The following is a 15858-nucleotide window of genomic DNA, read 5'->3' on the forward strand; positions in this document are numbered from 1 at the left end:
TCAGGCTTCGTCGCCGCCCAGGACGAAGCGGACCAGGTCGTCCGCGTCCATGTCGCCGACGTCGCCGTCCTCCGCCGGCTGCGCGGTCTCCTCCGCCGCCTCCGAGAGCAGCTCCACCAGGCCCAGGGACCGCAGCTGGTCGAACGACGCCGACGCCAGGAACTTCCGGACCCTCGCCTCCTCCGCCGACGCCGGGACGGCGCCCTCGTCGCCCTCGTCGCCGAACAGCTCGCGGTGCAGGTGCGCCGCCACCGCCTGGGAGGTCGGGTGGTCGAACACCAGCGTCGACGGCAGCCGCAGGCCCGTGCGCTCGCCCAGGACGTTGCGGACCTCCACCGCGGCCAGGGAATCCACGCCCATCTCGCGGAACGCCTGGGACGGCTCGATGTCGCCCGGTTCGCCGTAGCCGAGCAGCTCCGCCGCCACCGTGCGGACCAGGTGGAGCAGCGCGTCCCGCCGTTCCGCCGGGCCGAGGCCGGCCAGTTCCTCGTGCAGCGTCGCCTCGGCCACCACCGCGTCGCGTTCGGAGCCCGCCGCCGCAAGGGCCTGACGGACCTCCGGCAGTTCGCTGAGCAGCGGGCTTTCGCGGGGCAGCGTGAACGTCTGCGCGAAGCGGTTCCAGTCGAAGTCCGCCGCCAGCACCGAACCGCGGACGCTCAGGGCCCGCCCGAACGCCACCATCGCCTCTTCCGGGACCAGCGGCACCAGGCCGTGGCGCTGCATGTGCTCCAGCATGTCGCCCTGCAGCGCCATGCCGGCCTCGCCCCACACGCCCCAGCCGATCGACACGCCGGCCAGTCCACGGCGTTCGCGGTCCTCGGCCAGCGCGTTCAAGTACGCGTTCGCCGCGGCGTACGCGCTGAGCTTGCCGCTGCCGAGCATGCCCGACACCGACGAGTACAGCACGAAGAAGTCCAGCTCCCGGTCGCCGACCAGCTCGTCGAGGTGCCTTGCACCCTCCACTTTGGACTTCAGGACGCCTTCGACCTCCTCCAGGGTCAGCGCGACGACGTCGGCGCCGTCCTGGGCGACGCCCGCGGCGTGGACGACGCCGCGCAGCGGGTCGGACTCGGGGATGGCCGCCAGCACCGCGGCCACCTGGTCGCGGTCCGAGACGTCGCACGCCACGACCGACACCGAGGCGCCGCGGCCGGTCAGCTCCTCGACCAGCTCGGTCGCGCCCGGTGCGGCGGGGCCGCGGCGGCTGGTCAGCACCAGCCGCCGGACGCCGGCGTCGGCCAGCCAGCGGGCCGTCTCGACGCCGAGCGCGCCCGTGCCGCCGGTGATGAGCACCGTGCCCGGCCCGGCCAGCGCCGGGGTGACCGACGGGGTCTCCGCCGCTGTCGTGCGCCGCAGGCGGCGGCCCAGCAGGCGGCCGTCGCGCAGGGCGATCTGGTCTTCGCCGCCGAGCCCGGCCAGCACGTGCGGCAGGTGCCGCAGGTCGGCTTCGCCGGGTTCGGCGGGCAGCTCCACCAGGCCGCCCCAGGCCGCCGCGCGTTCCAGCGCGACGGTGCGGCCGAAGCCCCAGACCGCCGCCTGGCCGACGGTGTCCGCGGCCGCGTGCTTGCCTTCGACCGGCAGCGCTTCGCGGGTGAGGCACCACAGCTTGGCTTCGACCCCGGCCCGGGCCAGTGCCTGGACCAGCACCGCGGTGAGCACGACACCCGGCGGCGCGGTCGGCGCCGCGTCGATCGGGCGCGTGCTCAGCGCGAGCAGCGAGACGACGGCGTCGAACGGCCCCGGCAACTCCCCGAGCCGGGCGGCGAGGGCGGCCGGGTCGGGGTCGGTCACCGTGACGACGGTGACGTCGCCGGGCAGCGCGCCCAGCACCCGGGCGCCCCAGTCGCCGCCGTCCTCGGGGACGACGGCCAGCCAGCGGCCCGGCCCGGCGGCACCCGCCGGGGGCTTCAGCGGCGTCCAGTCGATGCGGTACCACCAGCGGTCGACGGCGGCTTCGGTGCGCAGCTTCTCCCGCCACGACGTCAGCGCGGGCAGCACGGCGTCCAGCGCGGCCCGGTCGACGTCCAGCGCCGAGGCCAGCACGTCGCCGTCGGTCGCCGCGACCAGGCCCCACAGCCGCGCGTCGGCGGCGCTTTCGCCGCCCTCAGGGACCGCCTGTGGCGCCGGCTCGGGCCAGTAGGTCTTGCGCTGGAAGGCATACGTCGGCAGCGGCACCCGCGCGGTGACGCCCGCGCGTTCGTAGAAGGCGTTCCAGTCGATCGTGACGCCTTGGGCGTGTGCGCCGGCAACCGCGGTGACCACCCGGCGCCAGTCGCCTTCGCCGGTGTGCAGCGTTTCCTGGAACACCAGCGGTTCGCCGGTGCGGTCCATGGTCTGTTCGAGGGCCAGCTTCAGCACCGGGTTCGGGCTGGGCTCGACGAACGCGCTCGCGCCGCCGGCCACCATCGCGTCGGCCGCTTCCCCGAACAGCACGGTCTGGCGCAGGTTCCGGTACCAGTACCGGGCGTCCAGCTCCGCGGTGTCCAGCAGCCCGCCGGTCACCGACGAGTAGAACGGGACGCCGGAACTGCGCGGGGCCACCGGCTCGAGCAGCTCCAGCAGGTCGTCTTCCAGCAGCTCGACCTGCGGCGAATGCGCGGCGAAGTTGACCCCGGCCAGGCGCCAGCGCATCATGCCGGCGGCCGAGAGCCGCTTCTCCAGCTTCGCCATCGCGGCCTCGTCGGCGGAGACGGTGACCAGCTTGGGCCCGTTCACCGCGGCGATCGAGACGTCGTCGCCCACGAGCGCGCGGACGTCGTCGACCGGGGCCACCACCGAGAGCATCACGCCGGTGCGGGCCAGCTTCTGCCGGATCAGGCGGCTGCGCAGGGCGACCACCCTGGCACCGTCCTGAAGGGACAGTCCACCCGCGACACACGCGGCGGCGATCTCCCCTTGCGAGTGCCCGGCGACGGCGGCGGGTTCGACGCCGAACTCGCGCCACAGCGCGGCGAGCGACACCATCACCGCCCACAGCGCGGGCTGGACGATGTCGACCTCCTCGAGCGCCTCGGCGTCGTCGAGGACGTCGAACAGCGACCACTCGACGAACTCGCTCAGCGCGGCGGCGCACTCGGCCATCGTCGCGGCGAACACCGGCGACGCGGCCAGGAGGTCGCGCGCCATGCCGGCCCACTGCGAACCCTGCCCGGGGAAGACGAACGCGGGGGTGCGGGTGCCGGACGCGCGTCCGGTCACGACGTCCGGGGCCGCTTCGCCCGCCGCCACCGCGGTCAGCGCGGCGACGAGCCCGGCCCGGTCCTCGCCGACGACGACGGCCCGGTGCCCGAACGATGTCCGGCCCGCCAGCGCGCGGCCGACGGCGCAGATGTCCTGGTCGGTGAGGTGCGTCAGGAGCCGTTCGGCCTGGCCGCGCAGGGCACCGGCGGTCCGCCCGGACAGCACCCACGGCACGATCGACGGCGGCTCCGCCGGTTCCGGCGCGGGCACCGGCGCCGGGCCGGCTTCGAGCACGGCGTGCGCGTTGGTGCCGCTGATGCCGAACGACGACACCGCGGCGCGGCGCACCCGCCCGGTCTCCGGCCACGGCCGGGCCGCCGACAGCACCTCGACGCCGCTGCCGTCCCAGTCCACGTGGGACGACCGGGTTTCGGTGTGCAGCGAGCGCGGCAGGACGCCGTGGCGCATCGCGAGGACCATCTTGATGATCCCGGCAACACCCGCGGCGGCCTGGGCGTGCCCGATGTTGGACTTGACCGAGCCGATCGGCAGCGGGGTTTCGCGGTCGCGGCCGTAGGTGGCGATGAGCGCCTGCGCCTCGATCGGGTCGCCGAGCGCGGTACCGGTGCCGTGCGCCTCGACCGCGTCGACGTCCTTCGTGGACAGTCCGGACGCGGCGAGTGCCTGGCGGATCACGCGTTGCTGCGACGGGCCGTTCGGCGCGGTCAGGCCGTTCGACGCGCCGTCGGAGTTGACCGCACTGCCGCGGACGACCGCGAGGATCTCGTGGCCGTTGCGGATCGCGTCGGACTGCCGTTCCAGCACCAGCATGCCGACGCCCTCGGCGAAGCCCAGCCCGTCGGCGTCGTCGGAGAACGCCTTGCAGCGCCCGTCCGCGGCGAGCCCGCGCTGGCGGCTGAAGCCGACGAAGGTGCCCGGCGTGGCCATCACCGTCGCGCCACCGGCCAGCGCCAGTTCGCATTCCCCGCCGCGCAGGGCCTGCGCGGCCAGGTGCAGGGTGACCAGCGACGACGAGCACGCCGTGTCGACGGTCAGCGTCGGCCCTTCGAAGCCGAACGTGTAGGCGACGCGGCCCGAAGCGACGCTCGGGGAGCTGCCGTTGCTCTCGTAGCCGTCGGTGTCGGCGAGGTGGTTGAGCGTCAGGCCGTAGTCGTTGTACATGACGCCGACGAATACGCCGGTGCGGCTGCCGCGCAGGCTCACCGGGTCGATGCCGGCGCGTTCGACGGCCTCCCAGCCGGTCTCCAGCAGCAGGCGCTGCTGGGCGTCGGTGGCGAGGGCTTCGCGGGGGTTCATGCCGAAGAACTCGGGGTCGAAGTCGCCCGCGTCGTGCAGGAAGCCGCCTTCGCGGGTGTACGTCGTGCCCGGGTGGTCGGGGTCCGGGTGGTAGAGCGCGGCGACGTCCCAGCCGCGGTTGGCCGGGAACGCCGTGATGGCGTCGCGTTCGTCGGTGAGCAGCCGCCAGAGGTCCTCGGGCGACTCGACGCCGCCGGGGAAGCGGCAGCTCATGCCGACGATGACGATCGGGTCGCCGGCCACGGCGGCCGGGGCGGGCGTGTCGTCGGCGACGGCCCCGGAGCCGAGCAGCGCCTCCAGCAGGTGCTCGCCCAGCGCGGCGACGGTCGGGTAGTCGAACACGGCGGTGGCGCCGAGCCGGACACCGGTCGCGCCGTCGAGCCGGTTGCGCAGCTCGAGGGCAGTCAGGGAATCGAAGCCGAGCTGCTGGAACGTCTGGCCGGCGTCGATCGCACCGCCGTCGGCGTGCCCGAGCACCTGCGCGACCTGGGTGACCACCAGCTCGCGGACTGCGCGGGTGCGCCCGGCGGAGTCGAGCGCGCCGAGCCGCTGGACCAGCCCGACGGCCGCTTCGGCGCCCGCCGCGGACCGCTTGAGCGGGACGCGGATGAGGCCGCGCAGCACCGGCGGGACGTCGCCCAGCGCGCGCAGCACCGGCAGGTCGAGCCGCACCGGGGCGACGTCGGGGACGCCGGTGGCGAGCGCGGCGTCGAACAGGCTCGTGCCCAGCTCGGCGGGGATGGCCGGGGTGCCCGCGCGGGCCATCCGGGCGAGGTCGGCGTCGGACAGGTCGCTGGTCATGCCGCTGCCGGCCGCCCACGGGCCCCAGCCGAGGGAGGTCGCGGGCAGGCCCGTTTCGTGGCGGTGCCGGGCGAGGGCGTCGAGGAAGGCGTTGGCGGCGGCGTAGTTGGACTGGCCCGCGGTGCCGACGGTGCCGGCGACCGAGGAGAACACGACGAACGAGCGCAGGTCGCGGGTCAGTTCGTGCAGGTTCCAGGCGCCGGCGACCTTGGGTCGCAGGACGCGCTCGAAGCTCTCCGCGGTCTGCGAGCCGAGCACGCCGTCGTCGAGGACGCCGGCGCTGTGCACGACGGCGGTGAGCGGGTGCTCGAGGCCGTCGATCAGCGTGCGCAGCGCGTCCCGATCGGCGACGTCGCAGGCGGCAGTGGTGACTTCGGTGCCGTGCGCGGCGAGTTCGGCGACGAGGGTGGCGACTTCGGCGGGGTCTCCCCCGCTGCGGCTGACGAGCAGCAGCCGCCGCATCCCGTGCTCGGCGGCGAGGTGGCGGGCGAAGACCGCGCCGAGACCGCCGGTGCCCCCGGTGATGAGGACGGTGCCGTCGGGGTCGCCGAATGCGCGCACCTCGGGCTGCGCCGCGACGCGGGCGAGCCGTCCGCCGTGCACGAGCCCGTTCTTGACGGCGACCTGCGGTTCGTCCGCGGCGAGGGCGGCTGCCAGGTGCTCGCCGGTGTCGTCGAGGTCGACGAGCATGAGGCGGCCGGGGTGTTCGGCCTGGGCGGAGCGGACCAGGCCCCACACGGCGGCGGCGACGGGGTTGCCTTCGGTGGCGTCGCGGGTGACGACGGCGAGGCGGGTTTCGCGCAGGCGGTCGTCGGTGAGCCAGCGCTGGAGGAGGCCGAGGAGGCGGGTGGTGACGTCGAGGGCGGCGGCCGCGGGGTCGTCGGTCGGCGGGTCGAGGAGCGGGAGGACGACGAGGTTCGGCGCGGCGGTGGCGGCGGCTTCGAGGTCGGCGAAGGATTCCGCGTCCGGAAGCACATCAGCCGACCCGAGAACGCCGAAATCGGTGAGTTCCTTCGGCTCGACGGCCAGCGGCGTCCACGTGAGCCGGTACAGGTTCTCCTGGCTCACCTGCCGGACCTCCGTCGGCCGCCGCAGGCGCAGGGTGGCCACCTCGGCCACCAGCTCCCCCGCGGTGTCGGTGATCGCGAGCGAAACGCCCGGCCCGGCGCGCGTGATCCGCACCCGGACCGACGAAGCACCGGTGGCGTGCAGCTGCACCCCCTCCCACGCGAACGGCAGCCCGGCCTCGCCGCCGAGCAGGCCGATCGCGTGCAGGCACGCGTCGAACAGCGCCGGGTGCAGGCCGAACGCGCCCGCCTCCCCCGCGTCGTCGGCGGGCAGCGCCACCTCGGCGAACACCTCGTCGCCGGACTGCCACGCCGCGCGCAGGCCGCGGAAGGTGCCGTCGTAGGACAGTCCTCCTTCGGTCAGGCGCGCGTAGTGGTCGGAAAGGTCGACGGGTGCAGCGGTGGGCGGCCACGGGAAAGGTGCCGCCGGTGCCCGGCGCGGGCCGAGCACGCCGGTCGCGTGCTGGATCCACGTCAGGTCGTCGCCGTCCTCCGGTCGCGAGTGGACGGTCAGCGTCCGGCGCCCGTCCTCGCGCGGTGCGGACACGCGCAGCTGCAGCTGGACCCCGCCCCGCTCGGGCAGCACCAGCGGCGCCTCCAGCGTGAGGTCGTCCAGGCACGGCGTCCCGGCTTCGTCGCCCGCCCGCAACGCCAGCTCCGCGAACACCGTGCCGGGCAGCACGACCGCGCCGCCGACGACGTGGCCGCGCAGCCACGGGTGCCCGGACACCGACAACCGGCTGGTCAGCAGCACCTCACCCGACCCGGCCGGGCGCACCACGGCCCCGACCATCGGGTGGCCGCCGACACCGAGCCCGGCCGCGGTGGCGTCACCGCGCGGGGTCGCGCCGCCGCGCGGCCAGAACCGCTCGCGCTGGAACGCGTACGTCGGCAGGTCCACGCGCCGGCCACCCGGGAGCACCGCGGGCCAGTCGACCCGGGCGCCGGTCACGTGCAGCCCGGCGAGCCCGGCCAAGGCCGCTCGCGGCTCGGGGGTTTCCTTGCGCAGCACCGGAACCGTGATCGCGTCGGCCAGCGTGCCTGCCGTCATGGCGGAGAGGACACCGTCCGGGCCGAACTCGGCGAACACGCGCACACCGTGCTCGTGCAGCGCCGTGACGCCGTCGGCGAAGCGGACCGTCCGGCGCACGTTGGCCACCCAGTGCTCCGCGGTGAAGTCCGTGACGAGTGCACCGGTGACCGTCGAAACCACCGGGATCCGCGGCGGCGCATACGTCAGTTCCTCGGCCACCGCGCGGAATTCGTCGAGCATCGGGTCCATCAGCGGCGAGTGGAACGCGTGCGACACCGTGAGCCGTTTGGCCTTCTCGAACCGCCCGGCCACCGCGAGCACGGCCTCTTCCGCACCGGCGAGCACGACGGCGTCCGGGCCGTTGACCGCCGCGATCGCGACGTCGTCGCCGAGCAGCGGCTCGACCTCCGCGGCGGTGGCGCGCACGGACACCATCGCGCCGCCGGACGGCAGCGCGCCCATCAGCTCGGCGCGCGCCCGCACCAGCGTGCACGCGTCGGCCAGGGTCAGCACGCCCGCGACGTGCGCGGCCGCGATCTCGCCGACCGAGTGCCCGAGCACGTAGTCGGGCCGCACGCCCCACGACTCGAAGAGCCGGTACAGCGCGACTTCGAGCGCGAACAGCGCGGGTTGCGCCGCGGCCGTGTCCGCGAGCCGCCGCGCGTCCTCACCCCAGACGATCCCGGCCCACTCGCCGGGCAGCTGCTCGGCGATCGCGTCCCAGGCCTGCGCGAACACGGGGTAGCGCGCGTAGAGCCGCCGTCCCATGCCCAGCCGCTGGGCACCCTGCCCGGCGAACAACGCGGCGAGCTTCGCCGACTCGACGACCCGTCCGGTGATCACGGCGGGGTGCGGCTCGCCGGACGCCAGCGCGTCCAGGGCCGCGGCCAGTTCGGCGCGGTGCTCCGACAGCACCACCGCGCGGTGGTCGAACGCGGCCCGGCCGGTGGCCAGGGTGTACCCGGCGTCGACGCGGTTGACGTCGAGACCGGCCAGCCGCGCGGCCTGCTCCCGCAGCGCGCGTCCGGTCGTCGCCGACACCGGCCACGGCACGACCCCGGCGTCCGGCGGCGCTTCCGCGAGCACCGGTTCCGGGGCCTGCTCGATGATCGTGTGCGCGTTGGTGCCGCTGATGCCGAACGACGACACCGCCGCCCGCCGCACCCGGCCGGTCTCCGGCCACGGCCGGTTTTCGGTGACGACCTCGACGTCCCCGGCCGTCCAGTCCACGTGCGACGACACTTCCCCGGCGTGCAGCGACGGCGGGACGACCCCGTGCCGCAGCGCGGCGACGACCTTGATCACGCCCGCGACCCCGGCCGCGGCCTGGGTGTGGCCGATGTTCGACTTCACCGAGCCGAGCAGCAGCGGCGTTTCGCGATCCTGGCCGTAGGTCGCGAGCAGCGCCTGGGCCTCGATGGGGTCACCCAGGGTCGTACCGGTGCCGTGCCCTTCGACGACGTCGACGTCCGAAGTGGACAGACCGGCGACCGACAAGGCCTGCCGGATCACCCGTTGCTGCGACGGGCCGTTCGGGGCGGTCAAGCCGTTGGACGCGCCGTCGGAGTTGACTGCGCTGCCGCGGACCACCGCCAGGATCGGGTGGCCGTTGCGGCGGGCGTCGGAAACCCGTTCCAGCAAGAGCATTCCGGCGCCTTCGGACCAGCCGACGCCGTCGGCGGTGTCCGAAAAGGACTTGCAGCGGCCGTCCGGGGAAAGCCCGCGCTGGCGCGAGAACCCGACGAACGTGCCCGGCGTCGACATCACCGTGACACCACCGGCCAGCGCCAGCGAGCATTCGCCCGAGCGCAGTGCCTGCGCGGCCCAGTGCAGTGCCACCAGCGACGACGAACACGCCGTGTCGACCGTGACCGCCGGGCCCTCCAGCCCGAGCACGTAGGCGACGCGCCCGGACGCGACACTGCCCGCGCTGCCGTTGCCCTGGTAGGCCTCCAGGTCCGCGCCCGCGACCAGGCTGTTGTAGTCGTTGTACATCACGCCGGCGAACACGCCGGTGCGGCTACCTCGCAGGGTGCGCGGGTCGATGCCGGCCCGCTCGAACGCCTCCCACGACACTTCCAGCAGCAGCCGTTGCTGGGTGTCGGTGGCGACGGCTTCGCGCGGGCTCATCCCGAAGAACGCGGCGTCGAACTCGGCCGCGTCGTGCAGGAACCCGCCGTGCCGCGTGTAGGACGTGCCGGGGTGGTCCGGGTCGGGGTCGTAGAGGGCGTCGACGTCCCAGCCGCGGTCGGCGGGGAACTCGGTGATCGCGTCGGTGCCGCCGGTGACCAGGTCCCAGAGCTGCTCGGGGGTGGTGACGCCACCCGGGTAGCGGCAGCTCATCGCGACGATCGCGATCGGCTCGTCGGCCACCGCGGCGGTCACCGGGGTGACGTCGGCGCGGTCGCCGTCGGCTTCGCCCAGCTGCTCGGCGAGGTGGCGGGCCAGCGCCGTGACGGTCGGGTAGTCGAACACCGTCGTGGCCGGCAGCGCGACCCCGGACGCGGCGGTCAGCTTGTTGCGCAGGTCGACCGCGGTGAGCGAGTCGAACCCCTGCTCCTGGAACGTCTTCGCGGCCGGCACGGCCGTGGCGTCGGCGTGCCCGAGCACGAGCGCGACCTGCTCGCGCACCAGCGTCAGCAGGGCGTCGGCGCGCTCCTCCGGCGTCAGCCCGGCCAGGCGGCGGGCCAGCGCGGCCGAGCCGCGGCCGGCCTGCTTGCGGCCGGTGACGCGGACGAGGCCGCGCAGCAGCGGCGGGAGCTCCGGCTGCGTCCGCAGCACCGGGAGGTCGAGGCGGACCGGCAGCAGCACCGCGCGGTCCGTGGTGAGCGCCCGGTCGAACAGGCGGATGCTCTGCTCCGGCTGCAGCACGGGCATGCCGAGCCGGGCCATCCGCTCGAAGTCGGCGTCGCTGAGCGTCCGCGTCATCCCGGTCGCCGCGGCCCACGGGCCCCAGCCGAGCGACTGCGCGGGGAGGCCGTCGGCGGCGCGGTGCAGGGCGAGCGCGTCGAGGAAGGCGTTGGCGGCCGCGTAGTTCGCCTGCCCGGCGCCGCCGAAGGTGCCGGCGACCGAGGAGAACGAGACGAACGCGGCGAGCGGGAGGTCGCGGGTCAGCTCGTGCAGGTTCCAGGCCGCGTCGACCTTGGGCCGCAGCACGGCCGCGAGCCGTTCGGGCGTGAGCGAGCCGAGGACGCCGTCGTCGAGGACACCGGCGGTCTGCACGACGGCGGTCAGCGGGTGCTCGGCCGGAACGTCGTCGAGCAGGGCCCGCAGCGCGTCGCGGTCGGCGATGTCGCAGGCCCGGACGTCGACGTGGGCGCCGGCGGCGGTGAGGTCGGCGGCCAGCTCGGCGGCGCCCTCGGCGGCCGGCCCCCGGCGGCTCACCAGCAGCAGTCGCCGGACACCGCGCTCGGTGACCAGATGCCGGGCCAGCAACCCCCCAAGCCCCCCGGTCCCGCCGGTGATCAACACGGTCCCGTCCGGCTCCCAGCCCGCACTTTCACGTGAAAGTGCGGCCCCCTGGTGCGCACTTTCACGTGAAAGTGCGGGGTCGGGGCGGGCGAGGCGGGCGGCGCGGGGTTCGCCGTTGACGAGCGTGAGCTGCGGTTCTCCGGTGGTGAGGGAGGTCGGCAGGGCGGCCAGGGACGCGTCGGTGCCGTCGAGGTCGATCAGCGCGACGCGGCCCGGGTGCTCGACCTGCGCGGTGCGGACCAGGCCCCAGACGGCGGCCGCGGGCAGGTCGGACCCGGTCGTCGCGCCCCGGGTGACGAGCACGAGCCGCGCGGGCCGTTCCTCGGCCAGCCAGTCCTGCAGGATGCCCAGCACGTGCGTGGTCAGCTCGTGCGTCTCCTGGACGACGCCGGCGGCCTCGTCGGCGGCGATCGGCCACAGGACGACGCCGTCTTCGGCCACCAAGGGGCCGGAAAGCGTTGGGGCATCGGGGAAGACGGCCGCCACGCCGAGCGGGTCGACCCCGGCGACCGAGACCGCGCCGGTTTCCGGCGCGCCGACCGCGATCGGGGTCCAGTCGAGCTGGAACAGCGAGTCGCGGTCGGCGGCCGGGGCCGCGGACTGGGGCCGCAGCACCAGCGAACGCACGGTCGCGACCGGTTCGCCGTCGAGGCCGGTCAGGTGCAGGGACACCGCGTCGTCGCCGGCGGGCGAGACGCGCAGCAGCACCGCGGTCGCGCCCGAGGCGTGCACGGTGACGCCCGCCCACGAGAACGGCAGGGCCCCCGGCCGGACGGTGGTGCCGAACGACGTGGCGTGCAGGCACGCGTCGAGCAGCGCCGGGTGCAGCCCGAACGCCTCGGCCGGCTCGTCTTCGGGCAGCTCGACCTCGGCGTAGACGTCCTCGCCGTGACGCCAGGCGGCGGTCAGGCCGCGGAAGGCCGGGCCGTACTCGAAGCCCTGGTCGGCGAGCCGGTCGTAGAGGCCGTCGAGGTCGATCTCGGTCGCGTCCGCCGGCCGCGCGACCGGCTCGGCGGGGTCGCCGGTGGTGCGCAGCGTGCCGCCCGCGTGGCGGATCCACAGCTCGTCGGGGGCGTCTTCGCGGCGGGAGTAGATCGAGACCGGCCGCTCGCCGTCCTCGCCCGGGGCGCCGACGGCGACCTGGACGTGCGTGCCGGCCACCTCGGCCAGGACCAGCGGTGCTTCGAGGGTCAGCTCGCCGACGACCGGGCAGCCCGCCTGCTCACCGGCCGCGGCGGCCAGTTCCAGCAGCGCGGTGCCGGGCAGCAGCAGCGAACCGGCGATCCGGTGCCCGGACAGCCACGGGTGCGAGGCGAGGGAAAGCCTTGCGGTGTAGAGGAATCCGCCGGATTCGGGCAGCTCGATGCCGCCGCCGAGCATCGGGTGGGCGACGGCGTCGAGGCCGGTCCCGCCGGTCAGCAGCGCCACCCGCGGCCAGAACCGTTCGTGCTGGAACGGGTACGTCGGCAGCTCGACCCGGCGGCCACCGTCCAGGTAGGACGCCCACTCGACGTCGACCCCGTGCAGGTGCAGCGCGGTGAGCGCGTCGACGACGGACTCCTCCTCGTCGCGGTCGCGCCGCAGGCACGGCACCGCGACCGCTTCCGGCGGCAGGGTTTCCGCGGCCAGCGCGCTGAGCACGCCGGCCGGACCCAGTTCCAGGAACGCCGTGACGCCGTCGGCGAGCAGGGTCGCGATCCCGTCGGCGAACCGGACGGCGCCGCGAACGTGCCGCACCCAGTAGTCCGCTGTGGACAGTTCCGGGCCGGCGACCGCGCCGGTCAGGTTCGACACCACCGGCAGTTCCGCGGGCGCGTACTCGATCGTCTCGGCGACCGCGCGGAACTCGCCGAGCATCGGGTCCATCAGCGGCGAGTGGAAGGCGTGGCTCACGTCGAGGCGCCGGGTGCGGTGACCGTCCGCGGCGAAGGCGGCGGCGATGTCCGTGACGGCGTCCTCGGGACCCGAGATGACCACCGATTCCGGCCCGTTGACCGCGGCGATCGACACGCGTTCGTCGAGCGCTTCCGCCACGACGGCTTCGGGCGCGTTGATTGCGGCCATCGCGCCACCGGCGGGCAGCGCGGCCATCAGCCGGCCGCGGGCCGCGACCAGGCGGCAGGCGTCCTCGAGCGAGAACACCCCGGCGACGTGCGCCGCAGCCAGCTCACCGATCGAGTGGCCGAGCAGCAGGCCGGGGGTGACGCCCCACGAACGCACGAGCCGGAACAGCGCGACCTCGATCGCGAACAACGCGGGCTGGGCGACGTCGGTCGAGTCCAGCGACGCGTCGGCGTCGAACATCCGCTCCCGCAGCGACGGGTCGAAGTGCGCCAAGACCTCGTCGAGGGCGGCGGCGAACACCGGGAACCGCTCGTACAGCGCACGACCCGCCCCGGCGCGCTGGGCGCCCTGGCCGGTGAACAGGAACGCCGTGCGCGCACCGGAAACCGCCTCGCCGACCGCGAGCCCGGGCGCGTCGGCGCCGTCGGCCAGCGCGGCGAGGGCGGCCATGGGGTCGCCGGTCAGCACCGCGCGGTGCTCGAACGTGGTGCGGGTGGTGGCCAGCGACCAGGCGGCGTCGCCCGGGTCGAGGGCGAGCAGCCGGGCCGCCTGCGCGCGCAGGGCTTCCGGGGTGCGCGCGGACAGCAGCCACGGCGACGGCCGTCCGGTCCGCGTGGGCGCGGGCTCGGCGGCCGGGGGCTGTTCCAGCACGACGTGGGCGTTGGTGCCGCTGATCCCGAACGACGACACCGCCGCGCGGCGCGGGCGCCCGGTCTCCGGCCACGGCCGGGTCGCGGTGACCAGCTCGATGTCGCCTGCCGTCCAGTCCACATGGGACGACGGCGCGTCGACGTGCAGCGTCTTCGGCACGACCCCGGACCGCAGCGCGTACACGGACTTGATCACGCCCGCCACACCGGCCGCCGCCTGGGTGTGCCCCAGGTTCGACTTGATCGAGCCGAGCAGCAGGGGCCGGAACTCGTCGCGGTCCTGACCGTAGGTGGCCAGCAGGGCCTGGGCTTCGATCGGGTCGCCCAAAGTCGTGCCGGTGCCGTGCCCTTCGACGACGTCCACGTCCGAAGTGGACAGACCGGCGGCCGACAGCGCCTGCCGGATCACGCGTTGCTGCGACGGGCCGTTCGGCGCGGTCAAGCCGTTGGACGCGCCGTCGGAGTTGACCGCGCTGCCCCGGACGACCGCCAGGACCGGGTGGCCGTTGCGGCGGGCGTCGGAAAGCCGTTCCAGGACCAGCACACCGACGCCTTCGGACCAGCCGACCCCGTCGGCGGCGTCCGCGTAGGACTTGCAGCGGCCGTCGGCGGCGAGGCCGCGCTGGCGGCTGAAGTCGATGAACGTCCCCGGGGTCGCCATCACGGTGACACCACCGGCCAGGGCCAGCTCGCACTCGCCGCGCTGCAGCGCGGTCGCGGCCATGTGCAACGCGACCAGCGAAGACGAGCACGCCGTGTCGACGGTGACCGACGGTCCTTCCAGCCCGAAGACGTACGACAGGCGGCCGGACAGCACGCTGCCCGCGTTGCCGGTGCCGAGGTAGCCGAGCGAGTCGGCCGGGAACTCGACGTTCGCGCCGAGGTAGTCGTGGTACATGATTCCGGCGTAGACACCGGTGCGGCTGCCGCGCAGGGTTTCCGGCCGGATCCCGGCGCGCTCCAGGGCTTCCCACGACGTCTCGAGCAGCTGGCGCTGCTGCGGGTCCATCGCGAGGGCCTCGCGCGGGGAGATGCCGAAGAAGCCGGGGTCGAAGCCGGCGACGTCGTCGAGGAAGCCGCCTTCGCGGGTGTAGCTGGTGCCCGCGTGATCGGGGTCAGGGTGGTAGAGGGCATCGACCGGCCAGCCACGGTCGCCCGGGAAGCGGGAAACGCCGTCGCCGTCGGCGAGCACGAAGTCCCACAGCTCGTCGGGCGAGGTGATGCCGCCCGGGTAGCGGCAGCCCATGGACACGATGACGACCGGGTCGGCCTCGGCCGGGGTCGTCCGCGCCGGGGCCTGGACGGCTTCGAGGGTGCCGACCAGTTCGTCGTGCAGGTGGCGGGCGAGGGCGAGGACCGTCGGGTAGTCGAAGACGAGCGTCGCGGGCAGCCGCAGGCCGGTGTCGGCCTGGACGGCGTTGCGCAGCTCGACCGCGGACAGCGAGTCGAAGCCGAGGTCCGAAAAGGACTGTCCCGGCTCGACCTGGCCGATCGAGCTGTAGCCGAGCAGCCCGACGACGTGCGTGCGGACGAGGTCGACGAGCGCGCGCTGCCGGTCGGCCGGGGCCAGCCCGGCGAGGCGGGCGGTGAGCCCGGAGTCGGCGCGGGCCCGCCGGCGCGTGCTGCCGCGGACCAGGCGGCGCAGCAGCGGCGGCACCTCGGGCGCGGCGGACAGCGTGTCGAGGTCGAGCCGGACCGGCGCGAGGAGGGCGTCGTCCGCGCCGAGGGCGGCGTCGAACAGGCCGAGACCCTGGTCGAGGGCCAGTGGCGGGGTGCCGGCGCGGGTCATCCGGTCGCGGTCGGCGGCGGTGAGGGTGCCGGCCATGCCGGTCTCCCACGCGCCCCAGGCGAGGCTGACGGCGGGGAGACCCTGCGCACGCCGGTGGGCGGCGAGGGCGTCGAGGTAGGCGTTGCCGGCGGCGTAGTTGCCCTGCCCGGCCGCGCCGAAAACCCCGGCCACGGACGAGAACAGCACGAACGTCTCGGCGTGTTCGGCGAGTTCGTGGAGGTTCCAGGCGGCGTCGACCTTGGGCCGCAGGACGGCGTCGAGTTGGTCCGGGGTCAGCGACCCGAAAGTGGCGTCGTCGAGCACGCCCGCGGTGTGCACGACGGCGGTGATCTCGTGCTCGGCGAAGACCGCGGCCAGTGCCTCGCGATCGGTGACGTCGCAGGCGATCGCGGTGGCCTCGACGCCCAGCTCGGCGATCAGCTCGGCCGCGCCGGGGGTGTCCGGGCCGCGGCGGCCGAGCAGGAGCAGGCGGCGGGCGCCGTGCTC

1 protein-coding gene (cut by a window edge) is annotated in these 15858 nt (G+C 75.0%); it reads right to left on the minus strand.

Annotated elements, in window-relative coordinates; genetic code table 11:
- A protein-coding gene (locus tag EIY87_RS48375; protein WP_449657950.1) for a type I polyketide synthase crosses the window boundary here: on the minus strand, positions 1 to 15858 show its 3' portion. 4098 nt of this gene lie beyond the right edge of the window; only the last 15858 of its 19956 coding nucleotides appear in the window; the start codon falls outside the window, past its right edge — the gene reads right to left on this strand; it ends in the stop codon at positions 1 to 3.

Source organism: Amycolatopsis eburnea (assembly GCF_003937945.1).
Classification (GTDB): Bacteria; Actinomycetota; Actinomycetes; order Mycobacteriales; family Pseudonocardiaceae; genus Amycolatopsis; species Amycolatopsis eburnea.